22 protein-coding genes, 1 tRNA gene and 2 pseudogenes are annotated in these 21358 nt (G+C 71.2%); 10 read left to right on the forward strand and 15 right to left on the reverse strand.

Going from position 1 to position 21358, the window contains the following annotated elements; all coding sequences use genetic code 11:
* Window positions 1-98: 98 nt before the first annotated feature.
* A complete protein-coding gene (locus tag EG812_RS19355) occupies window positions 99-2660 on the forward strand; it encodes a hypothetical protein (RefSeq protein WP_126712396.1) in 2562 nt (853 codons plus the stop codon).
* Window positions 2661-2829: 169 nt separating this feature from the next.
* The gene (locus EG812_RS19360; RefSeq protein ID WP_126712397.1) at window positions 2830-4665 is read left to right on the forward strand and encodes an NHL domain-containing thioredoxin family protein; all 1836 of its coding nucleotides are present in this window, start codon (window positions 2830-2832) and stop codon (window positions 4663-4665) included.
* Between the two features lie 82 nt (window positions 4666-4747).
* Here EG812_RS19360 and EG812_RS19365 read toward each other — a convergent pair whose 3' ends face one another.
* The 3 genes from EG812_RS19365 to EG812_RS19375 are packed head-to-tail and all read right to left on the reverse strand — an operon-like array spanning window position 4748 to window position 6994.
* Complete coding sequence (locus EG812_RS19365) at window positions 4748-5497, reverse strand: LamB/YcsF family protein (RefSeq protein WP_013730801.1); 750 nt, start codon at window positions 5495-5497, stop codon at window positions 4748-4750.
* On the reverse strand, window positions 5481-6335 hold the full coding sequence (locus EG812_RS19370; RefSeq protein WP_126712398.1) for a 5-oxoprolinase subunit C family protein: 855 nt from the start codon (window positions 6333-6335) through the stop codon (window positions 5481-5483). Before EG812_RS19370 ends, EG812_RS19365 begins: the two co-directional genes overlap by 17 nt.
* Window positions 6332-6994, reverse strand: a complete 663-nt coding sequence (locus EG812_RS19375; protein WP_013730799.1) for a 5-oxoprolinase subunit B family protein — start codon at window positions 6992-6994, stop codon at window positions 6332-6334. The genes EG812_RS19370 and EG812_RS19375 overlap by 4 nt, the downstream gene beginning before the upstream one ends.
* 106 nt (window positions 6995-7100) lie before the next feature.
* Here EG812_RS19375 and trhA point away from each other — a divergent pair, with 106 nt between their 5' ends.
* A complete protein-coding gene (gene trhA, locus EG812_RS19380; RefSeq protein WP_013730798.1) occupies window positions 7101-7778 on the forward strand; it encodes a PAQR family membrane homeostasis protein TrhA in 678 nt (225 codons plus the stop codon).
* Between the two features lie 57 nt (window positions 7779-7835).
* On the opposite strand, the gene EG812_RS19385 is transcribed toward trhA, so the two are convergent.
* Window positions 7836-8120 carry a DUF6458 family protein gene (locus EG812_RS19385; RefSeq protein WP_013730797.1) on the reverse strand — a complete coding sequence of 95 codons (285 nt, stop codon included), beginning with the start codon at window positions 8118-8120 and terminating at the stop codon, window positions 7836-7838.
* Between the two features lie 115 nt (window positions 8121-8235).
* Here EG812_RS19385 and EG812_RS19390 point away from each other — a divergent pair, with 115 nt between their 5' ends.
* Entirely contained in the window at window positions 8236-8775 is a 540-nt protein-coding gene (locus tag EG812_RS19390) for a SixA phosphatase family protein (protein WP_126712399.1), read from the forward strand.
* Window positions 8776-8853: 78 nt separating this feature from the next.
* Here EG812_RS19390 and EG812_RS19395 read toward each other — a convergent pair whose 3' ends face one another.
* From EG812_RS19395 to EG812_RS19410, 4 genes are all read right to left on the reverse strand, one after another.
* Window positions 8854-9123 carry a DUF6458 family protein gene (locus EG812_RS19395; protein WP_013730795.1) on the reverse strand — a complete coding sequence of 90 codons (270 nt, stop codon included), beginning with the start codon at window positions 9121-9123 and terminating at the stop codon, window positions 8854-8856.
* 159 nt (window positions 9124-9282) lie between these two features.
* Window positions 9283-11139 (reverse strand): acyl-CoA dehydrogenase, encoded by a 1857-nt coding sequence (locus tag EG812_RS19400; protein WP_126712400.1) that lies wholly within the window; start codon window positions 11137-11139, stop codon window positions 9283-9285.
* A 128-nt stretch (window positions 11140-11267) separates the two neighbouring features.
* Window positions 11268-12395, reverse strand: coding sequence for a PP2C family protein-serine/threonine phosphatase (locus EG812_RS19405; RefSeq protein WP_013730793.1), 1128 nt, complete (start codon window positions 12393-12395; stop codon window positions 11268-11270).
* A gap of 100 nt (window positions 12396-12495) precedes the next feature.
* Window positions 12496-13131 carry a septal ring lytic transglycosylase RlpA family protein gene (locus tag EG812_RS19410; RefSeq protein ID WP_126712401.1) on the reverse strand — a complete coding sequence of 212 codons (636 nt, stop codon included), beginning with the start codon at window positions 13129-13131 and terminating at the stop codon, window positions 12496-12498.
* A gap of 180 nt (window positions 13132-13311) precedes the next feature.
* On the opposite strand from EG812_RS19410, the gene EG812_RS19415 reads away from it, so the two are divergent.
* Together EG812_RS19415 and EG812_RS19420 are read left to right on the forward strand one after the other, a co-directional pair.
* Complete coding sequence (locus tag EG812_RS19415; RefSeq protein WP_013730790.1) at window positions 13312-13854, forward strand: phosphoribosyltransferase; 543 nt, start codon at window positions 13312-13314, stop codon at window positions 13852-13854.
* 138 nt (window positions 13855-13992) lie between these two features.
* Window positions 13993-14792, forward strand: a protein-coding gene (locus EG812_RS19420) for an IS5 family transposase (protein WP_199743915.1) whose coding sequence is annotated in 2 segments (ribosomal slippage) — window positions 13993-14329 and window positions 14329-14792 — 801 coding nt in all. Because the reading frame shifts where the segments join, the coding sequence is not laid out codon by codon here.
* 104 nt (window positions 14793-14896) lie between these two features.
* On the opposite strand, the gene EG812_RS19430 is transcribed toward EG812_RS19420, so the two are convergent.
* Window positions 14897-15412, reverse strand: coding sequence for an alpha/beta fold hydrolase (locus tag EG812_RS19430; RefSeq protein WP_013730789.1), 516 nt, complete (start codon window positions 15410-15412; stop codon window positions 14897-14899).
* A gap of 109 nt (window positions 15413-15521) precedes the next feature.
* On the opposite strand from EG812_RS19430, the gene EG812_RS19435 reads away from it, so the two are divergent.
* Window positions 15522-15953, forward strand: a complete 432-nt coding sequence (locus tag EG812_RS19435; RefSeq protein ID WP_126712403.1) for an ASCH domain-containing protein — start codon at window positions 15522-15524, stop codon at window positions 15951-15953.
* An 11-nt stretch (window positions 15954-15964) separates the two neighbouring features.
* Here the strand turns inward: EG812_RS19435 and EG812_RS19440 are convergent, their stop codons facing one another.
* From EG812_RS19440 to EG812_RS29330, 4 genes and pseudogenes are all read right to left on the reverse strand, one after another.
* Window positions 15965-16843, reverse strand: a complete 879-nt coding sequence (locus EG812_RS19440) for an LLM class flavin-dependent oxidoreductase (RefSeq protein WP_126712404.1) — start codon at window positions 16841-16843, stop codon at window positions 15965-15967.
* 264 nt (window positions 16844-17107) lie between these two features.
* Window positions 17108-17342: pseudogene (locus EG812_RS30120) on the reverse strand (hypothetical protein).
* A pseudogene (locus EG812_RS30125) lies at window positions 17339-17704 on the reverse strand (hypothetical protein); the annotation flags it as partial. The pseudogenes EG812_RS30125 and EG812_RS30120, both read right to left, overlap by 4 nt.
* A gap of 36 nt (window positions 17705-17740) precedes the next feature.
* A complete protein-coding gene (locus tag EG812_RS29330) occupies window positions 17741-17911 on the reverse strand; it encodes a hypothetical protein (RefSeq protein WP_169804604.1) in 171 nt (56 codons plus the stop codon).
* A 146-nt stretch (window positions 17912-18057) separates the two neighbouring features.
* Here EG812_RS29330 and EG812_RS19455 point away from each other — a divergent pair, with 146 nt between their 5' ends.
* Window positions 18058-18816, forward strand: a complete 759-nt coding sequence (locus EG812_RS19455) for a helix-turn-helix domain-containing protein (protein WP_126712406.1) — start codon at window positions 18058-18060, stop codon at window positions 18814-18816.
* A gap of 12 nt (window positions 18817-18828) precedes the next feature.
* On the opposite strand, the gene EG812_RS19460 is transcribed toward EG812_RS19455, so the two are convergent.
* A complete protein-coding gene (locus EG812_RS19460) occupies window positions 18829-19215 on the reverse strand; it encodes a winged helix-turn-helix transcriptional regulator (protein WP_043719189.1) in 387 nt (128 codons plus the stop codon).
* Window positions 19216-19316: 101 nt separating this feature from the next.
* On the opposite strand from EG812_RS19460, the gene EG812_RS19465 reads away from it, so the two are divergent.
* A complete protein-coding gene (locus tag EG812_RS19465) occupies window positions 19317-19940 on the forward strand; it encodes an NAD(P)-dependent oxidoreductase (protein WP_126712407.1) in 624 nt (207 codons plus the stop codon).
* A gap of 80 nt (window positions 19941-20020) precedes the next feature.
* Here EG812_RS19465 and EG812_RS19470 read toward each other — a convergent pair.
* Window positions 20021-20094, reverse strand: a tRNA-Gly gene (locus tag EG812_RS19470).
* A gap of 213 nt (window positions 20095-20307) precedes the next feature.
* Here EG812_RS19470 and EG812_RS19475 point away from each other — a divergent pair.
* Window positions 20308-21318 (forward strand): zinc metalloprotease, encoded by a 1011-nt coding sequence (locus EG812_RS19475; RefSeq protein WP_126712408.1) that lies wholly within the window; start codon window positions 20308-20310, stop codon window positions 21316-21318.
* Window positions 21319-21358: the final 40 nt, after the last annotated feature.

Here is a 21358-nt window from a genome sequence, read left to right on the forward strand (position 1 = left end):
TGCGGGGGGAGCCGGCACGGCCGGCACGCCGGCACCGCCGGCTGCCCGGCCGAGACGATCGGCGACGGCGGCCGACATGTGATGGAGGAGGCGCACGCATGACGTCCGAGGGCCCGCACCACCCCGGCCACGAGCCGGACGAGGTGCCGCCGGGCGGCGGCGGATCGGCGCCGTACGGCGACCGCCCGGTTCAGCAGGAGAACGGATACGGCGCACCTGCCTCGGATCTCGGCTGGGCACCCCCACCGCCGGCCCGACCCGACCAGGCCGCTCCCGCCTGGGCGAGTCAGCCGGGTGCCGGCTGGGGCAACCAGCAGGCCAACCGGCAGGCGCAGGCTCCGAACGCCGGCACCTGGACGCCGGCCGGCGGCCAGCAGTCCTGGAACCCACCGGGCGAGCAGCCCGCCGCCAACTGGCCGGCAGCGTCCACGTCGGACCAGCCGGCCTGGGCCAACGCTGGGCAGAGCAACCCGGCCTGGGGTGGTGCCCCCACATCAGAGAGCACCCAGCCAGCTGAGTGGACACCCCACCAGACCTCGTCGGACCAGTCCGCGAGCAGCCAGTCAGGCTCCCCACCCGCCAGTTGGCAGGGCAACCAGCAGCCGGAGTGGAACACCGCCCCCCGCCCGGGGGAGCAACCTCCCGGCTGGGCCGCCGGCGCACCCGAGTCGGCGCAGCCGGACTGGGCGCAGGCGAAGCCCGCCCAGCCCGACTGGGCGCAGGCCAACCCGCCTTCACAGTCCGAGCGGGCGCAGAGCAACTCGCCCGCGCAGCCCAACTGGACGCAGAGCAGCCCGCCTGCTCAACCGGACTGGGCGCAGGGCAGTGCGCCCGCGCAACCGGACTGGGCGCAGGGCAACTCCCCCGCGCAGCCGGACTGGGCCCAGGCCAAGCCCGCCCAGCCCGACTGGGCGCAGGCCAACCCGCCGGCGCAGCCGGACTGGGCGCAGACCAGCCCGGCAGCCCAACCGGAGTGGGCGCAGGGCGGCCCGTCCGCGCAGCCGGACTGGGCTCAGACCGATCAGGCCGCGACGCGCGGCGAGCCGGCCGCCCGGGCCACCGCCCAGGTGCCACCGGCCGACCCGGCACCGCAGCAGCATTCCGCTCCCGGCGACCCGGCCCGCGCCGGTGCCTGGCCGGGCGAGCAGCAGGAACAACCCGGTTGGCCCGTCGGCCAGGGACGCCAGCCGGAGCCGGCTGGCTGGGCTCAGGATCAGGCCCCGGCCTGGACGCCCACCGAGGCCGCCAGCGGATCGGCATCGCCGCTGCCGTCCCGCAACGCCGCCGACCGCGCGCCGCTGACCGAGATCGAGCCGTGGGCACCCGGCGAGGCCTGGGGTGGTGGCGGGGCACCCGAGGCAGGGCCGTCCCGATCCGACACCGGGCGTGCCGAGGAGAGCCCGGTGTACCAGCCCGCGCCGGCGCCCGGCATCTCGCCGGCCAACATGGTTCCGCTGCCGCCGCAGGAGCAGCGGATCCCCGGTGCCAGCCTGGCTGCGGCACCCCCGGCCGACTATTCCGCCCCGGGCCAGTACCCCGGCGACCAGTCCACGCCGGGTCAGCGCCCCGGTGCCGACCAGCCGGCCGGCAGCTGGGGGCAGCCCGAGTCGCGGCCGGACGAGCCGAAGCCGCCGGCTGAGGCGTCGATCCCCGCCCCCCGTACCTCGCCCGAGTCGGTCGGCCGGGCCACCCCGCCGACGGCGGCGGCCGGCGGCGTCTCGGCCAGCGCGTCGGTGCCGACGACCAGCCGGGTCACCCCGCCGGCCGATCACACGGCCATCCCGACCAGCACGCCGGCACCTCGGGTGTACGGCCGGCCGGCCCGTCCGGAGCCGGAGGAGCCGGTCCAGGAGCGCGAGGAGCAGCCCCAGCCGCCCCGGTTCGGCCAGGGCCCGGAGCCACGCTTCGCCGATCACGAGCAGGCTGGACCGTCCGCCTTCACCGGCGCAGCCGCTCCCGCGTCCCCGGCCTTCCCGCCGGGCCTGCCCGCCTTCGCCGACGCGCCGGCCACCGATCGGCCGGTCAACGGCGTCAAGCCGCACCCCGAGCCGGAGCGACCGGCCGACCGCTTCGGCGGCCCCGCCGGGGATCCCTTCGGCAGCCCGGCCGGTGACCCGTACGGCGGCGCGGCTCGCGACCCCTTCGGCGGCCCGACCGACCGCCCCGGCGTCACCTACGGTTCCCCCGCCCGTCCGGAGTCGGGCCCAGACCACACGTCGGCCTTCCCGCCGGGGCCCCAGGCGAACGCGCCGTGGAGTCCGGGCACGCCGGCAGCCGAGCCGGAGCAGGGCCGCTTCGACGCGTTCAAGCCGGTCGCCGAGCCGGCCGCCGACGCGCCGCCACCGAAGGTACGCAACGGCCGGGTGCTCGCCGCGGTGCTTGTCGCCGCGGTGCTCATCCTCGCCATCCCGCTCGGCCTACTGCTGCTGCTCGGCAAGTTCGGCGGCTCGGACGACAACGCCTTCGACCCGGCGGTCGGCTCCTGCGTCAAGCGCTCGGGCGACTCCGCCGTCGAGGCGGTGTGCGGGGAGCCGGAGTCGTTCAGCGTGGTGTCGAAGGTCGAGTCGAAGGACAAGTGCCCCGACCCCGCCCTGCCGTACGTCGAGTTGCGCGGCGACGTGGCCAACCCGGTGCTCTGCCTGAAGAACTCCGCCGGCTGATCACTCGCTGCCACCCGCGCGGTTACGACAAACGCGAAGCGCCCGCCCTCGCCAAGGGGCGGGCGCTTTCGCACACTCCGGTGGCCCGGAGGCGGCCCGCTCGTGCTGGATGCCGCCAGGTGATCCGCCCAGCGGGTCGGCGCGGCCTGCGGTACGGCACGATGGGGGTATGAGTGCACGCGTACGGGCGCCGGAGCTGCGGGGTCGGGGTTGGCTGAACACCGGGGGGCGCGAGCTGACGCTCGCCGACCTCCGCGGCAAGATCGTGATCGCCGATTTCTGGACGTTCTGCTGCATCAACTGCCTGCACGTGCTTGACGAACTGCGCCCGCTCGAGGAGAAGTACGCGGACGTCCTCGTCGTGATCGGGGTGCACTCGCCGAAGTTCGAGCACGAGAAGGATCCGGTCGCGCTTGCCGACGCCGTCGAGCGGTACGGCGTGCACCACCCCGTACTCGATGATCCTGAGCTGGACATGTGGCAGCAGTACGCGGCCCGCGCCTGGCCGACCCTCGCGGTGATCGACCCCGAGGGCTACGTGGTGGCCACGATGGCCGGCGAGGGTCACGCCGAAGGGCTGGCCCGGTTGATCGACGACCTGGTCGCCACCCACGAGGCCAAGGGCACGCTGCACCGGGGCGACGGCCCGTACGTCCCGCCGGCGGAGCCGCAGACCACCCTGCGTTTCCCCGGAAAGCTGGTGGTCGGGCCGGACGGCACCCTGCTGGTGTCGGACTCCGCCCGGCACCGGGTGGTCGAGTTGGCCGCCGACGGGGAGACGCTGCTGCGCGCCATCGGCACCGGCAGCCGGGGCCGGGTCGACGGTACGGCCGACACCGCGACCTTCTCCGAGCCCCAGGGGCTGTGCCTGCTCCCGCCGCACGTGGCCGAGGTGGCCGGCTACGACCTGGTGGTCGCCGACACGGTCAACCACCTGCTGCGCGGCGTACGCCTGGGCAGCGGTGAGGTGGTCACCGTGGCCGGCACCGGGCGGCAGTGGCGCTCCACGGTTGACGACCACGCCCACGACGCGCTCTCGGTCGACCTCTCCTCGCCCTGGGACCTCGCCTGGTACGACGACAAGGTCGTCATCGCCATGGCCGGCATCCACCAACTGTGGTGGTTCGATCCGATCAAGCGGACCGCCGGCATGTACGCCGGCACGACTGTGGAGGCGCTGCGCGACGGGCCGCTGGCGGAGACCTGGCTGGCGCAGCCGTCCGGGCTCGCCGTCTCCGCCGACGGCCGCCGACTCTGGGTCGCCGACAGCGAGAGCAGTGCCATCCGGTACGTCGAGGACGACGTCATGGGTACGGCGGTCGGTCAGGGCCTGTTCGACTTCGGTCACGTGGACGGGCCGGCGGCGCAGGCGCTGCTCCAGCACCCGCTCGGCGTCTGCGCACTGCCCGACGGTTCGGTGCTGATCGCGGACACCTACAACGGGGCGGTACGGCGCTACGACCCGGCGACGGACGAGGTGTCGACAGTGGCCACCGACCTGGCCGAGCCGAGCGACCTGGCGCTCACCCCGGACGGTGCGGTGCTGGTGGTGGAGTCCGCCGGGCACCGGATCACCCGGTTGGCCCCGGGTGCGCTCTCCGCCGTCGGCGCGAGCACCGTCGACGGCCAGCGCCACCGGACCGAACGCAAGCCGACCGACCTGGCGGCCGGTGAGGTGACGCTGGACGTGATCTTCACCCCGGCGCCCGGGCAGAAGCTCGACGAGACGTACGGCCCGTCCACCCGGGTGATGGTGTCCGCGTCCCCGCCGGAGTTGCTGGTCGAGGGGGCCGGCACCAGCACGGACCTGTCCCGCCGGCTGGTGCTCTCCGACTCGGTGACCGAGGGCGTGCTGCAGGTGACCGCCCAGGCGGCCACCTGCGACGCAGACGTCGAGCATGCGGCGTGCCACCTGACCCGACAGGACTGGGGCATCCCGGTACGTGTCGCCACCGGCAGCGCGACCCGTCTCCCTCTGGTGCTGCGCGGCCTCGACGCCGGCTGACGCCGCATCGGGCGGATTGTGTTAACAGGGGGCCCCTCCTCTACCGCAGGCGTTAACAAGGTGCCCTTCCTTTCACCTCACCTCAGGTGAAGGGGGTGGGGGTGGCGCCCGCGTCGATGAGGGCGGCACGGACGAGTTCCGCGGCGGCCACCGCGCCGGGGCTGTCGCCGTGCAGGCAGATCGAGTCGACCACGCACGGGAACACGCTGCCGTCGGTGGCCACCACCGTCTGCTCGGTGGCCATCCGTACGGCCCGGCGGGCCACCTCCATCGGGTCGGTGACCAGGGCGTCAGGCGAGGTACGCGGCACCAGTTGACCGTTGGGCAGGTAGTTGCGGTCGGCGAAGCCCTCGGCCACCACCCGCAGCCCTGCGCCCTGAGCGAGTTGGGCCAGCACCGAACCGGGCAGGCAGAGCAGGGGCAGTTCCGGGTCGTAGTCGTTCACGGCGGCCACCACCGCCGCCGCCTGTGTCTCGTCGCGGGCCGCCGCGTGGTAGAGCGCGCCGTGCGGCTTCAGGTAGCGGACCCGGGTGCGGTACGCGCGACAGAAGGCGTCGAGCGCACCGAGCTGGTACAGGACCTCGTCACGCAGTTCCGCGAACTCGTATGCGATGTGTCGACGGCCGAAGCCGGCCAGGTCGCGGTAGCCGACCTGGGCACCGACGGCGACCCGGCGTTCGGCTGCGGCGGCGCAGACCCGGCGCATCGTCACCGGGTCACCGGCGTGGAAGCCGCAGGCCACGTTGGCCGAGGTGACCAGCTCCAGCAGTGCCTCGTCGTCGCCGAGTTGCCAGACACCGAAGCCTTCACCGAGATCAGCGTTGAGGTCCATGGAACCTGACGGTAGTGCCTGGTCTGGCCTGGGCGAGCGGGGTCACGTCGTCCACCACGGCGATGACGGGATATCCGCCGGTGGTGGGATGGTCGGCGAGGAAGATCAACGGCTGGCCGTCCGCCGGCACCTGGACCGCGCCGAGGACGACCCCCTCGCTGGGCAGTTCCCCGGGCACCGCGCGGGGCAGCGGTGCGCCGGTCAGTCGCGCGCCGACCCGGTTGCTCAACGGACTCACCGTGTACGCCGTGCCGTACAGCCGGTCGAGCGCCACGGTGTCGAACCAGTCGTGTCGCGGCCCGAGGCGGGCGGTCAGGTGCAGCTCCTGCGGGTGCGCCCTCGGCACGGTGACGTCGACCGGGGCGGGTGGGCCGATCGGGACGCCCACCGGCAGCCGGTCGCCGTCGCGCAGTGGTGCCGGGCCGAGTCCGGCGAGGGTGTCGGTGGCCCGGCTGCCCAGCACCGGGTCCACGGCGATGCCGCCCGCCACCGCCAGCCAGCAGCGCAGACCCCGTCGGGCGGGGCCGATCCGCAACACCGCCCCCGCCGGTACGGCCAGCGGACGACCGGGGTCGCCGGGCCGCTCGCCCACCCGGACGTCGACCTCGGCACCGACGACGGCAACGGTGGTGGCCCGGGTGAAGCGCAGTGCGCAGCCGGTCATGGTGATCTCCAGGCCGGCCGCCGGTTCCGGGTTGCCGACCAGCCGGTTGGCCAGCCGTAACGCCTCCGGGTCGAGCGCGCCGGAGCGGGGGACCCCGAGGTGCGCCCAGCCGGGGCGGCCCAGATCCTGCACGGTGGTCAGCGCCCCGGCGGTCAGTACCTCGATCTCGCTCATGTCGGCAGCAGGCGCACCGGGGTGCCGGGGGTGAGCCGGGCCGGCGGGTCGGCGTGCACGTCGAACAGGGCCAGCGTGGTACGCCCCACCAGCAGCCAACCGCCCGGTGAGGCGGTGGGATAGATCCCGGCGTACGGGCCGGCCAGTGCCACCGAACCGGCCGGCACCCGGGGTCGCGGCGAGGGCAGCCGGGGCACCGCCAGTTCGGCGGGGAGCCCGGTCAGGTAGCCGAAGCCGGGGGCGAAGCCGCAGAAGGCCACCCGGAACTCGGTATGCGCGATGCGGCGCACCACGGACGGCACATCCGTGTGCCAGAGTGCCGCCACCCGGGGCAGATCCTCCCCGTCGTACGTCACCGGCACCTCGACCGGTTCGGCGGCGGCCGACGTGGTCAGCGGCGGCGTCGGGGTCCACGTCCTGATGGCGGCCGCGGTGGTCGCCGGGTCCGGTACGCCGTCGAGCAGCACGGTGGCCGCCGCCGGGACGATCTCGGTGGCCACCAGGTCGCCCCGCTCCCGACGACGCCACAGCTCGGCCCGCCACCCCTCCACCACTGCGGGGTCCACCGGCTCGGCAGGGTTGGGGGAGTCGGGCTCACGGTCGGCGGGTGCGGCGAAGTCGAGGAGCAGGGCGTGCCCACCGACGCGTCTGATCCGCATGCCACTATCCTTTCGGACCGGGGCACCCGGACGCGTCATCCGCTCGTCCGCAAGCGTGACCCGTTGCACTACCCGAAAGTAACCTACGCTGCCGTAACCTGGTGATGTGACGACCTCAGCACCGTCCCGGCTCAAGCCGGTCGACATCGGGAAACCCCGGATGCGCGGCTGGCTGCACACGTACGCGTTCTTCGTCGCCGTGGTCTGTGGCATTGTGCTCTGTTCGATCGCCGCCGCCCGACCCGGCTGGACACCCCTGATCAGTTGCGCCGTCTACAGCTTCACCGTCTGCGGCCTCTTCGGCACCAGCGCGCTCTACCACCGTCGCGTCTGGTCCACCCGCGGCTTCCAGGTGATGCGGCGGATGGACCACTCGATGATCTTCCTGTTCATCGCCGGCACGTACACGCCGTTCTGTCTGCTGCTGCTCGACAACCGCGCCACCGTGACCATGCTGGCGGTGGTCTGGGGCGGCGCGCTGGCCGGCGTGGCCCTCAAGATGGTCTGGCCCCACGTCTCGCGGTGGGTCTCCGCACCGCTCTACCTGGCGCTCGGCTGGGTGGCGGTGGCGATCCTGCCGGACATCCTGCGCCAGGGCGGTGTCACCGCGTTGGTGCTGCTCAGCGTCGGTGGCGCGATCTACACCGTCGGCGCGGTCTTCTACGCGCTACGCCGGCCGAACCCGTGGCCCACCGTGTTCGGGCATCACGAGTTCTTCCACGCCTGCACCCTGGTCGCGGCGATTTGTCACCACATCGCCATCTACTTCGCCCTCTTCGCCTGACCGCACGCCACGGGGTCGGTGGGCGAACCCACCGACCCCGTGGTTTGCGTACGCGGATCAGACCGTGGGGCCGGGTCGGCGCACCTCGCGGTACTCCTGCACCACCCGGTCGTCCTGCACCGGTACGGCCCGGTCGGCGACGACCCGCTCCTGACGGACCGGGGTGACCACGGTCCGTCGACGCGAGTTCCAGAAGTAGAGCGTCACGAGCAGGCCGGCAACCCCCGTGAGCATCAGCACCCAGCCGACGACGCTCAGGTTGAGCCAGCCGAGATCCGCCTCCACGGCGAACGCGAAGATCGCGCCGAGCGCGATCAGGAAGATACTGCCACCGATGCCCATCTCTCGTCTCCTCGGCTATCGAAGCTGCATTCCACTTCGCCGCGGCCATCGATGAGGTTGCGGCATGCCTGGACTTACCCCGGCACGGAGATCGCCAATCGGGCAAGCTGGTGACATGAGGGACGGCGCGGTGCAGGAACGGACGCTCGTGCTGCTGCGGCATGCCAAGGCGGAACCGCCCACGGCGGATGGTCTCGACGTCGAGCGCCCGCTGTCGGCGCGGGGACGAGCCGACGCCGCCGCGGCCGGTGCCTGGCTGGCCCGGTACGGGCTGCTGCCCGAGGTGGTGCTCTGCTCGGCGGCGCTGCGGACCCGACAGACCTGGCACGGCGTCGAGATGGGCATGACCGGGTCACCCCCGGAGGGTGGCCCGGCCGGTCCGGTGCCGGAGGTCCGTTACGAGCCGGATGCGTACGAGGCACATCCGGAGGATCTGCTGACCCTGGTACGACGGGTCGATCCGACGGTCGGCACCGTCCTGCTGATCGCCCACAACCCGGGCATCTCGCTGCTGTCGGAGCTGCTCGACCCACAGCGGGCCGACCCGGCCGGGCTGCACACCAGCGACCTGGTGGTGCACCGGAGCACGCTGCCGTGGGCGGATCTGGCTCGCGGTACGGCGGCGATCAGCGCCCGGCACACCGCCCGAGGCTGAACCACACCCGCGGCTGAACACGGACGCGCCGAGTCAGCGGGAGCCTGTCCGTCCCGCTGACTCAGCGCGTGTGTCGTCTCAGCTCGGTGGTGCGGTGGGCGGCGGCGGATCGGGAGGTGGCGGCATCATCGCGGTCGGATGAGACAGCCGGTTCTCCTCCACGATCAGCGTCCTCGCCCGCTTTCGGCGGTCCTGCCAGAACCAGAGCGTGGTGAGCAGGACGCCCAGGCCGGCCAGGATGAACACCCAACCGACCGCGCGTAGGTCGACCCACCAGACGTTTGCCCGAATGGCGAAGGTCAGGATCGCACCGATGGCGATCAGGAAGATCCCACTACCAATGCCCATGTGCGCGGCACTCCCCCGTGCGGTTGCTCTGGGCGTACGTTGACTGGCTCGCGACGGTTACCCGTCCGAGCCGGGGTTACCCGCGCCGCGCCGGGGCGAACACGGCCGACGGCCGGCGGGCAGTACGCCCACCGGCCGCCTGGAGCCGCTGTCCACAGGTCAGAAGACCTCCTCCGGGAGGTCCATGATCTCCAGGTCGGTGCCCTCGATGATGCGCCGGTCGGCGCCGATGCGCGGCAGCACCTCGCGGGAGAAGAACCGGGCGGCGGCCACCTTGCCGGTGTAGAACGCCTTGTCCGCCGCCGAGACCTCCCCGGCCAGCGCCTTCAGCGCCACGTCCGCCTGCTTCTGGAGCAGCCAGCCGACCACCAGGTCACCGATCGCCAGCAGGAACCGCCGGCTGGCGAGCCCGACCTTGTAGAGCGCCCGGGTGTCGCCGCCCTGGGCCTCGCCCAGCCAGCCGGTCAGCACGCCGAGGATGGTCTGGATCTCGGTCAGCGCCTTGCCGAGCGCCTGGCGCTCCTGCTTGAGCTGGCCGTTGCCGCCCTCGCTGGTGATGAACTCCTGGATCTCGGCGGCCACCGCCATCAGGGCCTTGCCGTTGTCCCGGACGATCTTCCGGAAGATCAGGTCGAGGCTCTGGATCGCCGTGGTGCCCTCGTACAGGGTGTCGATCTTGGCGTCCCGGACGTACTGCTCCAGCGGGTAGTCCTGGAGAAAGCCGGAGCCACCGAAGGTCTGCAGGGACTCGTGCCCGAGCAGCTCGTACGCCCGCTCCGAGCCGACGCCCTTGACCAGCGGCAGCAGCAGGTCGTTGACCCGCTTGGCCAGCTTGGTGGCCTTCTCGTCACCGGCCGCCTCGGCGATGGCGACCTTGTCCTGCCAGGAGGCGGTGTAGCAGACCAGCGCCCGCAGACCCTCGGCGTACGACTTCTGCAGCAGCAGCGAGCGGCGTACGTCGGGGTGGTGGGTGATGGTCACCCGGGGGGCGGTCTTGTCGGTCGACTGGAGCAGGTCGGCACCCTGCACCCGGTTCTTGGCGTACTCCAGGGCGTTCAGGTAGCCGGTGGAGAGGGTGGCGATCGCCTTGGTGCCGACCAGCATCCGGGCGTACTCGATGATCATGAACATCTGCCGGATGCCGTCGTGCTTGTCGCCCATCAGCCAACCCTTGGCGGGTACGCCGTGCTCGCCGAAGGTCAGCTCGCAGGTGTTGGAGACCTTCAGGCCCATCTTGTGCTCGACGTTCGTGGCGTACACGCCGTTGCGCTCGCCCAGCTCGCCGGTTTCCTCGTCGAAGTGGTACTTCGGCACGACGAACAGCGACAGACCCTTGGTGCCCGGGCCGCCCACGCCCTCCACGCCGACCGGGCGGGCCAGCACGTAGTGGACGATGTTGTCGCTGAGGTCGTGCTCACCGGAGGTGATGAAGCGCTTCACGCCTTCGATGTGCCACGAGCCGTCCGGCTGCGGGATGGCGCGGGCCCGGCCGGCGCCCACGTCCGAGCCGGCGTCCGGCTCGGTGAGCACCATCGTCGAGCCCCACTGCTTGTCGACGAAGAGCTTGGCCCACTTCTTCTGCCGCTCGGTGCCCTCGACCCGCAGCACGTGGGCGAAGGACGGGCCGGAGGCGTACATCCAGATCGGGGCGTTCGAGCCGAGCACCAGCTCGGCGAGGGCCCACCACAGCATCCGGGGGGCGTTGCTGCCGTCCAGCTCCGCGGGGAGGTCCAGCCGCCAGAACTCGGAGTCCATGAACGCCTGGTACGACTTCTTGAACGACTCCGGCAGTGGCGCGGTGTGCGTGGCCGGGTCGAAGACCGGTGGGTTGCGGTCGCTGTCGGTGTAGCTGGCGGCCAGGTCCTCGCGGGCCAGGCGGTCCATCTCGGCGAGGAAGGTGCGCGCCGTGTCGACGTCGAGGTCGGTGTACGGCTCCTGGCCGAACGCCCGGTCCGCCCCGAACACCTCGAACAGGTTGAACTCGAGGTCCCGAAGGTTGCTCTTGTAGTGGGTCATGCCGCTGGCCCCGCTTCCGGACAGGTGTTACCGATCAGTAACCCCGACTGTATTACTCGCGGGTAGACAGCGACAAGTCGCTCGCCGAAGTGACAGCAATTACACACGATCGAACACGGGGGTTCCGGTCAGCTCTCGGTCGCGCCGACCTCCCAGCTCGGCACCACCGCGGTCACACCGCTGGCGGTGCCCGTGTACTCCATCAACACCAGCGCTATGTCGTCGTCGAGCCGGCCGTGCACCCACTCCTTGAGCGCGGTCTCCAGCGACGCCAGGCCGTCGGCGACCGTCCCGTGCCCGAGCAGCCGCCAGGCCCGGTCCGCAGTCGGGAAGAACTCGCCGTCCCGACGCGCCTCGCCGAGACCGTCGGTGAACAACAGCAGGCGATCGCCCGGCTCCAACCGCTCCACCCGGGGACGCACCACCGGCATGAAGCCCAGCGGCGGCGCGGGAGCGGGCGGCTCCAGCGGGATCACCGCACCACCGCGCAGCAGCAGCGGAGCCGGATGCCCGCAGTTCACGATGGTCAGCGTGCCGCCACGCTCCTCGACCAGCGCCGCGGTGACGAAGTCCTCGTCGCCGACGTTGCGGGCCACCGCGCGGTCCAGGTCCGCCACCACGGCCCGCAGATCGGCCCGCTCGTAGGCCACATGCCGGTACGAGCCGAGCACGATGCTGGCCAGCCGGACCGCCTCCAGCCCCTTGCCGCGTACGTCTCCAATGATCATGCGTACGCCGTACGGGGTTTCGATCGCCTCGTACAGGTCGCCACCGATCTCCGCCCGCGCGGTGGAGGAGATGTACCGCCCGGCCACCGACAGGGCACCCACCCGAGGGCCGAGCGGGCGCAGCACCGCCTGCTGGGCGACCGCCGCGAGCTTGGACAACTCGGCGATCTGCTTGGCCTGCCGCTCTCGTACCGAGGCCACCGCCGCGGCGATGCCGGTGCCCAGCACGATGCCCGCCACGGCGACCGCGGTGGACAACGACAGCGTCCGCTCGGCCAGCGCGAAACCGGCCCCGAGCAGAGATGCCACCGTGCCGGCGCCGAGCACCACCCGCCAGGACGCCAACGCGGCGGCCAGGAAGGGGGCGGCCACCATCAACGCGATGTAGTTCGCCGCACGGCCGTCCGCCAACTCCACCGCCGAGACGGTTGCGAGCAGAACGAGGGCCGCGCCGAGGCCGGCGCGGGATCCGGGGCTCAGCGGGCTACGGCCCGGCTGGAGGAGTCGCGTGCGTACGTCCGACAGCATGCCTGATAGATGTGAACGAAAGCACGAACCTGACCCGTCGTACGAGCGGACTCTGGCCACCAGGATCGTGGGCCAGAGCCGATCGCCGGCCGGCACCGGCTCAGCCGAGCACCTCGTACCGGACCTCGATGTGGCCCAGGTCGAGCGACGCGATCTCGGCGAACGCGGCCCGGGACAGGTCCAGGCAACGGCCGGCGATGAACGGACCCCGGTCGTTGATCCGGACGGTGATCGACTTGCCGTTGGCCGGATTGGTCACCCGGACCTTGGAGTTGAAGGGCAGCGTCTTGTGCGCGGCCGTCATGTCCTCCGGGTTGAACGTCTCGCCGTTGGCGGTCATCTGACCCTGCCAGTAGAACGACGCCCCGCACGAACCGGTCTCCACCACCGGTCGTGCCGTCGTCTTCTTCGCGGTGGGCGTCGGCTTCGTGCTCGGCGTCGGCTTGGCGCTGGGCGTACGCGGCTTGCTGCGCGACGGCGCCTGCGCGGTACGGGTCGGCGTCGGGCTCACGGTCGCGCTCGGTGAGGCGCTGGCGCTCGGCGAGCCGCTGGCCAGGTCAGGCGTGGCGGAGCTGGGCAACAGCTCGATCGCCGCCGGCCGCACCGGCTCCGACCCGGCGGTCAGCCGTACGGCGCCGACGGTGCCACCGACGGCGAGCGCGACGGCCACCACCGCGCTGGCCGCGATACCGGCCGGCGAACTGATCCTGCGGGTACGGGTGTGCCTACCAGTCACCGGCCCGGTCCTTTCCTCAACAGATCAAATCGGGTCGGACCATAACGAGAGAAGCACTTCCGAAGTCAACGTGATCATGGTGGTATGGCCGGAATTGCGGCGATACCTGAAGCCGATCATCCGACCCGCGATCGGCCGGGCGGCCCGGTGCCCGCTGACGTCCCGGCGCACCATAGGAGGATGTCCGCCGAGCTCAGCAAGCGTCTCGTCGAGTTGTTCCGTTGGGTCGACCCGGGCCCGGACGCGAGCCACCTGGTCAGCGACGTCTCCGGCTGGTGGCGGGACCCGACCGTCCTGGCCGAGTTGGGCCCGGCACTCGTCGCACCGTTCCGGGCGGCCCGCCCCACAGTGGTCGTCGCACCGGCGGTCACCGGTTTCCTACTCGGCCCGCTGGCCGCCACCGCGCTCGGCGTCGGCTTCGTGCCGGCCCACAAGCCGGGTGACGGACGACTGCCCGCCGGGCCACTGACCTGGGCGCAGAGTCCGTCCGACTTCCGTGGTCGGCGCGTCGACCTGGCGGTGCAGAGCCGGCACCTGAGCGCGGGCGACCGGGTGCTGGTGGTGGACGACTGGGTCGCCACCGCCGCCCAGGTCCAGGCCCTCTACGACATCTGCGCCAGCCTGGGCGCGGAACCGGTGGGCACCTCCGCAGTGGTCGTCGACTGCCCCCCGTCCGTAGCGACCACCCTCCGCATCCACGCCCTCACCACCCTGCCCGGGTGAAAGGAAGGGCACCTTATTAACGCCTCAGGTAGAGCAAGGGCCCCTTATTAGAACTCCTAACTAAATGATGTTGGGCGCGTCCTCGGGACGTGAGGATCGTTCTGTCTGGATGTGAGGAGGGGTGAGCAGCCGCCGTGGATCGTGTCGGACGAGTTGTGGGCCGAGATCGCGCCGTTGTTGCCACCCCGCTCGCCCCGTCGGCGCCGATATCCCGGTCGTAAGCCCCTGGATGACCGCAAGGTGTTGTGCGGGATCCTGTTCGTGCTCTACACCGCGATCCCGTGGGAGTACCTGCCCCAGGAGTTGGGCTTCGGGTCCGGGATGACCTGCTGGCGCAGGCTGCGGGACTGGAACAACGCTGGGGTGTGGCAACGGCTGCACGAGATACTGCTGGCCCGTCTGCGGGGCGCCGGACAGTTGGACATGTCGAGGGCGGTGATCGACGGGTCCCACATCCGGGCGCTCAAAGGCGGCCCAAAACCGGTCCGAGCCCGGTCGACCGCCGCCGTCCGGGCTCGAAACACCACGTCATCACCGACGCCGGCGGAATCCCTCTCGCCGTCACGCTGACCGGCGGTAACAGGCACGACTCCACCCAGACCACCGTGTTGCTCGACGCCATCCCTGCGATCGGCGGACGTCCGGGACCACCCCGGCGGCGCCCCGACCGGTTGTATGCCGACCGGGGCTACGACTACGACAGCCACCGCCAACAGGTCCGCGACCGAGGCGTCACCCCGGTCATCGCCCGACGCGGCACACCCCACGGCTCCGGCCTCGGCACCACGCGATGGGTCGTGGAACGCACCATCGCCTGGCTGCACTGGTTCCGCCGCCTGCGCATCCGCTGGGAAATCCGCGACGACATCCACGAAGCCTTCCTCAGCCTCGCCTGCGCCCTCATCTGCTGGCGACAACTCCAACGCACCCAAAGTTAGGAGTTCTTAACACCCGCACCGCGCCCACACCCGCGCCGCGCCCGCACCCGCCCCGCGCCCGCGCCCGCGCCGCGCCCACAGCCGCGCCGCGCCCGCAGCTGAGCTCAGCGGACGAAGCCCTCGACCACCGTGCAGACCCGGCCGAGCGCCTCGGCCGAGTGGGCCAGCGGCCCCGGCACCATCAACGCGTGATCGGCGGCCGGGATCTCCAGCACGTGCGGGGTCAGCCGCCGGGCGGTCGCGCTGTCCCAGGACGAGTCGGCCGTACCGCCGACCAGGATGAACGGGGCGGTGGCCCGGCGCAGCGCGTCGACCAGCTCCGCCCGGTGCAGCAGCGGGGTGAGCCAGACGGCGGGCAACCCGCGCGCGGCCGCCAGCGGCGCGGCCAGCGTGCCGAGCGACTTGCCGACCAGCAGGTCCGTGCGTTCATTCAGGGACGGAGCGACCTGGTCGCACACCCACCTGCCGATGGTGTCCACGTCGAAGTCCTCCGGCACCTGCCAGGAGATCCCGTGCAGCCCGAAACCGGCCCGCCGCAGCGCCTCACCCAGATAGAGGAACAGTGGGTACCGGGTGTCGTAGCCACGCCCCGGAATGAGCACCGCACGTCGGTCCGCCATGGACATCTCCTTCTTGTCGGGCATCGACCGTACCGCCAGAAAAGCCGCGGCGGCATGGCCGAAGCGTCACCGGGCACCCACCAGCTGGTCGGCCGGTACCCTCGGCAGGATGTGGCCACGGATCGGCGACCTGCGCGCCCTCGCTCTCGGTACCCCCGGCGAGCTGCGAACCCACCTCAACACGCTGGTGCTCAACGGGGTGAAGACCGCGACCGCCGGCCTGCTCGACGAGTACGCCTCGGACGGCGAGGAACTCGAACACGTCGGTGAGCGGCTGGCCCTCGTCGACGACCACGACGCGCTGCTGGGCGTCGTCGAGGTGACCGACGTGCAGACCTGCCGCTTCGCCGAGGTGCCCTGGGACTTCGCCCGCGCCGAGGGCGAGGGCGACCGCTCGATCGAGGAATGGCGGGCCGGCCACGCCGCCTACTGGGCCCGCATCGGCACCCCGGTCACCGACGACACCCAGATCGTCTGCCTCCGTTTCCGCCTGGTCAGCGCCGGCGAAGGCGGCATCGCCACCGGCGACCTGAGCACCTGACCCCGACGTCCTCAGCCTCGTAGCTGCGGCAGGAGGCGGGTGGCGACGTCGGCCAGGACCGCCTCGTCACCGGCGTACCAGCTGCTCTCCCGGGGCCAGTGCGTAATCACGTCGGTGAAGCCCAACTCGGCTGCCCGCCCGACCTGGTCGGCGAAGAACTGGGCGCTGTTCAACGAGAAGATCGGAGCCGCGTCCAACGAGAGATAGCGGTCCAGCGCGTCCGGGTCACGCCCCTGCGCCGCCAGCACCGAGTCGAACCGGGCCACCGTCTCGGCCACCCCCGCCCACCAGGTGTCGAGGTCGTCGCCACCGTTGCCGATGGTCACCCAACCCTGGCCGTACCGGGCGGCGAGCCGCATCGAACGCGGCCCGTTCGCAGCGACCACGAACGGCACCCGTGGCTGCTGCACACACCCGGGGTTGTTGCGCGCGTCGACCGCCGCGAACCAGTCGCCGCGCCACGTCGTACCGTCCTCGCGCAGGATCGCGTCGAGCAGCTCGGTGAACTCGCCGAACCGGTCCACCCGCTGCCGTGGCGGCAGGGTCTCGCCACCGAGCACCGCCGAGTCGAAGCCGATGCCACCCGCGCCGAGCCCGAGCAGCACCCGACCGTCGGAGACGTCGTCGAGTGCCGTCACCTGCCGGGCGAACGCCGCCGGATGCCGGAAGTTGGGCGAGGCGACAAGCGTCCCGAGCCGGATCCGGGAGGTCACCGTCGCGGCGGCGGTCAGCGTGGCCATCGAGTCGAACCAGGGCCCGTCCACCAGATCGCGCCAGCCCAGGTGGTCGTACGTCCAGGCGTGGTCAAACCCCCACTCGTCGACCTGCTGCCAGCGGTGCCGGGCCACCGACCAGCGCTGGTCGGGCAGAATCACGATGCCAATCCGCATGATCACCAGGGTACGGCGAGCCCGGTCATCGGGCGCGGCACCATCGCGTCGGAGACCTCGGTCGCTACTTGCGGTTCCGTCGCGCCATCCAGAGGCCAGCGACAGCCGCCGCGGCGAGCGGCACCAGACAGCACAGGCTGAGAATGAACAGTTGCCACGGCTTGATCGCTCCCACGGCCAGCAGCGTATCGACAGTCGGCCACCTACGAGGTCCCGTGGTCGACGGAGCCAGCGCTCGTCTCGTCCTGATGCGTTCTGGCCCGGTTACTGTCCTTCTGAGGGTTGCCTGGCCCAGCCGATGAAGCGTCGGTGCAGCGCCCCGGCCCGCCCACGGCATGTCCTCGGCGGCCTGCACAAGACAGACGCCGAGGTAGAGGGCCAACGAGACCGGCGCACCGGCATACTCCGCCCGCAGCTCCCGCCGCCGCGTCGGGCACGGCCACGGCAGGTCACAGCCACCGCAGCTCCAGATCGGCAACACCGGACCGTGCGTGCTCACCGCACGCCCCCCAGGAACCGGGCCACGCTCGCGCGGGCCTGCCGGCTCGTCGCCCACTCCACCTGCCAACACGGGTACGGCACCAGCCGCGCCCACCACACCCGGCAACCCGCACACATACCGTCGAGTCCTCGAACGTGTACGGCGAGAATCATGCGCTCCGGCCCGCCCGTCACTGCTCGCTCTCCGGCGGCCAGTGACCACGGTTGATCGGGATCCGGTGCCGGGCACGACAGGGCAGGTCGGCACCGCATCGGCAGACACGCCGCCAGCGCTGCCAGGACCACACCGGCCGATGCCGCCGCGCGAACGTCAACGCGGTAGCGGAGAGATACTCGTCGTACGAGACGCGCCGCACGTAACCTCCCTCGCCGCTCCGCCGTCCGACCGGCGACCGCTCAACGCCGTCCATAACGCCACCGCTGCTCCGGCACCGCCCGGGTGATCTCCTCCGCCGGTATCCGATCCGCTTCAGCCCCGGCGAGCAGCCGCCGCCTCGCCGCCTCCCGCTCTGCTGCCTGGATCTGCTCGCCCCGACTCATTGCCGGGTTGTCGCCATCACCTGGCATCCCCACCTCCGTCAGCAGAAGAACAGCGGCAAGCTCGATCGCCGAGTCCGTTCCACAATGACGTCGAGATGTCACCGACTGCGACGGCACAAGACCCGACAAACTGACCACATACCCGGCGACATTTAGGCGACATACCGCTATGGTTGGCGCTCATGACCGTCCCGAACACCGCCCTGCGCGCTGTCCGCACCGGCATGCGCATGAGCCAGGACGACTTCGCCCGCGCGCTCCAGGCCGCCGGCCACCGTGTCGGCGAGCCCAACGACGCCAACAAGAGACTCGTCCAGCGATGGGAGTCCGGCGCGATCACCGCGCCACGACCGGTCTACGCCCGCGCGCTGGAGGTCGTCACCGGCCTACCCATCTCGCTACTCGGCTTCGCCGCCGTGCCCAACGGCAATGTCGCCGACGATCAACACGGCGGCCACGACTTGACATCTCCGATGTCCGACCTGGCCACACCGACGCCAAGCGCCAGGACAGCGACGGTCCACAGGTCCTACGAAGGCGTCTGGCTCAGTCGCTACCAGTACTACTCCAGCGGCCGGGGAGATTCCTTCGCCGGGCAGCACTTCCTGGTCATGCTCCAGCACGGAGACCGACTGACCGCGCGCAGCCTGCCCGGCTCGGCCTCATCGTCTCTGTCGCTCGACCTCACCGTGGACGGTGCCGTGGTCACCGGAACGTGGGTCGAGCAGACCGACCCGGCCGGCTACTACCGGGGCGCCCGCTATCACGGCGCGATCCAACTACTCGCCGAGCCCACAGGTCGACGGATGGCCGGAAAATGGGTCGGGTTCGGCAAGGACATGGACGTCAACACCGGCCCATGGGAGCTCATCTTCCGCGACGCCTCCACCTCGAAGGCAACGCTGGACCGGTACAACACGTCAGCGGATTAGTGCGGCACAGTGTCATCCGGCGCGGTCGAGGCGGGTGGCGTTGTCGTACGACTCTCGGGCGTCGAGCAGTTCGTTCCAATGCTGCTCAGCCCACGCGCACGCGACCGCCATCGGTTCGAGCATGCTGCGGCCCACCGGCGTCAGCTCGTACTCGACATGCGGGGCGAGTTCGGCGTAGACCGTGCGCTTGACCAGGCCATCGCGTTCGAGGGAGCGCAGCGACTGGGTGAGGACCTTCGGGGTGACGCGGCGCAGCGGCACGCGCAGTTCGGAGAACCGGCGAGGCCCATGCTCAAGGCAACGAATGATCAGCGCCGCCCACTTGTCGCCGAATCGGATCGGAGTGAGCGAGGACGGGCACAGCTCGTCGAACATGTCAGCGGGCAGGGGCTGCCTCATGGCCCCACGATAGCTGGTATCCCGGTGGTAACCATGGCCCTCGATAGCGTCGGCTGACTGGCCGGACGCACGGGCTCTGGCCCTGGTGAGAGGCATTGCTCATGAACATCGTGGTCTTCGGCGCGGGCGGCCGGGCCGGACGGCAGGTCGTCGCCGAGGCACGTCGGCGCGGCCACCAGGTCACTGCCGTGGTGCGCGACCCCGCACGCCACAACAACCTGGCCGACGTGCGAATCGTGGCTGGCGACGTTACGGACGCGGTGAGCATCGCGGCCGCAGCCGCCGGGCATGACGCCGCCATCAGCGCGGCCGTGGACCTGTCCGTGTCACCGCACGACTTCTTCACTGCCTCGTCACGCGCCCTGGCCACCGGGCTGGCGAAGGCGGGCGTGCGCCGTCTGGTGGTGGTCGGCCTCGCATCGATCATGCCCGGGGCGTCCGGCGCGGCCCTGATGGACGGGCCCGGCTACCCGAACGAGTACCGCTCCTTCTACCTTGGCCACGCAGCAGGCCTTGAAGAGCTTCAGACCTGCGACCTCGACTGGGCGTACATGGCTCCCGCAGGCGACTTCGATCACGAGGGCACGCGCACCGGCCATTACCGGCTCGCCGATCACGGCGATGCGGCCAGTCGGATCAGCTACGCGGACTTCGCGATCGCACTGCTCGACGAGATCGAGGCACCTCGCCACCACCGCGTCGCCTTGAGTGTTCGGGAGCTGTGATACCCAGGATTATCATGATCGTTTACCTTGAAAATCGAAGGCCCTGACCGGAACTCACGTCCTGATCAGGGCCTCTCGCGTGGAGCGGGTGACGGGAATCGAACCCGCACTGTCAGCTTGGGAAGCTGATGTTCTGCCATTGAACTACACCCGCAAGCGGGACCACTGTACCTGAGTCACTGCCCCCGTGCACCCAGGCACCCCGCTCGCCACCCGGACCGCCGAGGCGATCAACGACCGGCAAGAAGTTTCACCCCAGCAACATATGCCCATTCTCAAATCTATCGATGGGTTGTAACGTCTGCCCCACGTTTTCCGCACGGCGCGACACAACCCCCCGGTCGCGTCGACAGAAAGAGGTGGGCTTATGGGACTCCGTCCCGTCCTGCTGAACCGGCGCCTCGCCGGCATCGCATCGACGTCACTGGTCATGGCGCTCGGCCTGGTAACGGTGGGCGCGCTGCCGGCCGCCACCATCTCCGCCAGTCCGGCGATGGCCGCCGGGCACGCGCACGCCGACGAGGAGTGCGCGGAACCCACCGGCAGCGCGGCCCGGGTCCGCGGTGGCGGTGTCCTCGCGCACGACCCGAACGAGCTGACCAAGAGCCAGGTCCTCCAGCGGGAGGCCGAGTTCGCCGACCTGCTCCAGGAGCGGGCCAAGCGGGTCGGTCAGCGTAACCTCGGCACCCAGGCCGCCGCCGCGTCGGTCACCATCCCGGTCGTGGTGCACGTGATCCGGAAGGACACCACCCGCGCCGGCGGAAACATCCCCGACTCGATGATCCAATCGCAGATCAACGTGCTCAACCAGGCGTTCAGCGGGGCAACCGGTGGGGCGGCGACCGCCTTCGCCTTCCAGTTGCAGAGCATCAACCGGGTCACCAACACGTCGTGGTACCCGATCCGGCAGGGCACCACCGCCGAGCGGCAGATGAAGACCCAGTTGCGGGTCGGCGGCAAGAACACGCTGAACATCTACCTGGGGGCGCTGAGCAACAACCTGCTCGGCTGGGCGACCTTCCCGCAGACCACGCTGAACAGCATGGACGGCGTCGTGGTGCTGAGTGAGTCGCTGCCCGGCGGCACGGCCACCAACTACAACCAGGGCGACACCGGCACCCACGAGGTCGGGCACTGGCTGAACCTGTACCACACCTTCCAGGGCGGCTGCTCCGGCTCGGGTGACCAGGTCTCGGACACCCCGGCGGAGGCTTCCCCGGCGAGCGGCTGCCCGACCGGTCGGGACACCTGCTCCGCCCCGGGCCTCGACCCGATCACCAACTTCATGGACTACTCGTACGACTCCTGCATGTACCAGTTCACTCCGGGCCAGGCCAGCCGCATGATCAGCGCCTGGAACACCTACCGAGCCGCCTGACGCGAGCCCTTCGGCACGTACCGCCTCCGGTGCCGGTCCC

Source organism: Verrucosispora sp. FIM060022 (assembly GCF_003977705.1).
GTDB classification, from domain to species: Bacteria; Actinomycetota; Actinomycetes; order Mycobacteriales; family Micromonosporaceae; genus Micromonospora; species Micromonospora gifhornensis.

Coding starts and splice junctions, on each gene's coding strand:
- EG812_RS19355 (WP_126712396.1), top strand. CDS start 99: ATGACGTCCGAGGGCCCGCACCACCCCGGCCACGAGCCGGACGAGGTG.
- EG812_RS19360 (WP_126712397.1), top strand. CDS start 2,830: ATGAGTGCACGCGTACGGGCGCCGGAGCTGCGGGGTCGGGGTTGGCTG.
- EG812_RS19365 (WP_013730801.1), bottom strand. CDS start 5,497: ATGGACCTCAACGCTGATCTCGGTGAAGGCTTCGGTGTCTGGCAACTC.
- EG812_RS19370 (WP_126712398.1), bottom strand. CDS start 6,335: ATGAGCGAGATCGAGGTACTGACCGCCGGGGCGCTGACCACCGTGCAG.
- EG812_RS19375 (WP_013730799.1), bottom strand. CDS start 6,994: ATGCGGATCAGACGCGTCGGTGGGCACGCCCTGCTCCTCGACTTCGCC.
- EG812_RS19385 (WP_013730797.1), bottom strand. CDS start 8,120: ATGGGCATCGGTGGCAGTATCTTCCTGATCGCGCTCGGCGCGATCTTC.
- EG812_RS19390 (WP_126712399.1), top strand. CDS start 8,236: ATGAGGGACGGCGCGGTGCAGGAACGGACGCTCGTGCTGCTGCGGCAT.
- EG812_RS19395 (WP_013730795.1), bottom strand. CDS start 9,123: ATGGGCATTGGTAGTGGGATCTTCCTGATCGCCATCGGTGCGATCCTG.
- EG812_RS19400 (WP_126712400.1), bottom strand. CDS start 11,139: ATGACCCACTACAAGAGCAACCTTCGGGACCTCGAGTTCAACCTGTTC.
- EG812_RS19405 (WP_013730793.1), bottom strand. CDS start 12,395: ATGCTGTCGGACGTACGCACGCGACTCCTCCAGCCGGGCCGTAGCCCG.
- EG812_RS19415 (WP_013730790.1), top strand. CDS start 13,312: ATGTCCGCCGAGCTCAGCAAGCGTCTCGTCGAGTTGTTCCGTTGGGTC.
- EG812_RS19430 (WP_013730789.1), bottom strand. CDS start 15,412: ATGGCGGACCGACGTGCGGTGCTCATTCCGGGGCGTGGCTACGACACC.
- EG812_RS19435 (WP_126712403.1), top strand. CDS start 15,522: ATGTGGCCACGGATCGGCGACCTGCGCGCCCTCGCTCTCGGTACCCCC.
- EG812_RS19440 (WP_126712404.1), bottom strand. CDS start 16,843: ATGCGGATTGGCATCGTGATTCTGCCCGACCAGCGCTGGTCGGTGGCC.
- EG812_RS29330 (WP_169804604.1), bottom strand. CDS start 17,911: ATGCCAGGTGATGGCGACAACCCGGCAATGAGTCGGGGCGAGCAGATC.
- EG812_RS19460 (WP_043719189.1), bottom strand. CDS start 19,215: ATGAGGCAGCCCCTGCCCGCTGACATGTTCGACGAGCTGTGCCCGTCC.
- EG812_RS19465 (WP_126712407.1), top strand. CDS start 19,317: ATGAACATCGTGGTCTTCGGCGCGGGCGGCCGGGCCGGACGGCAGGTC.
- EG812_RS19475 (WP_126712408.1), top strand. CDS start 20,308: ATGGGACTCCGTCCCGTCCTGCTGAACCGGCGCCTCGCCGGCATCGCA.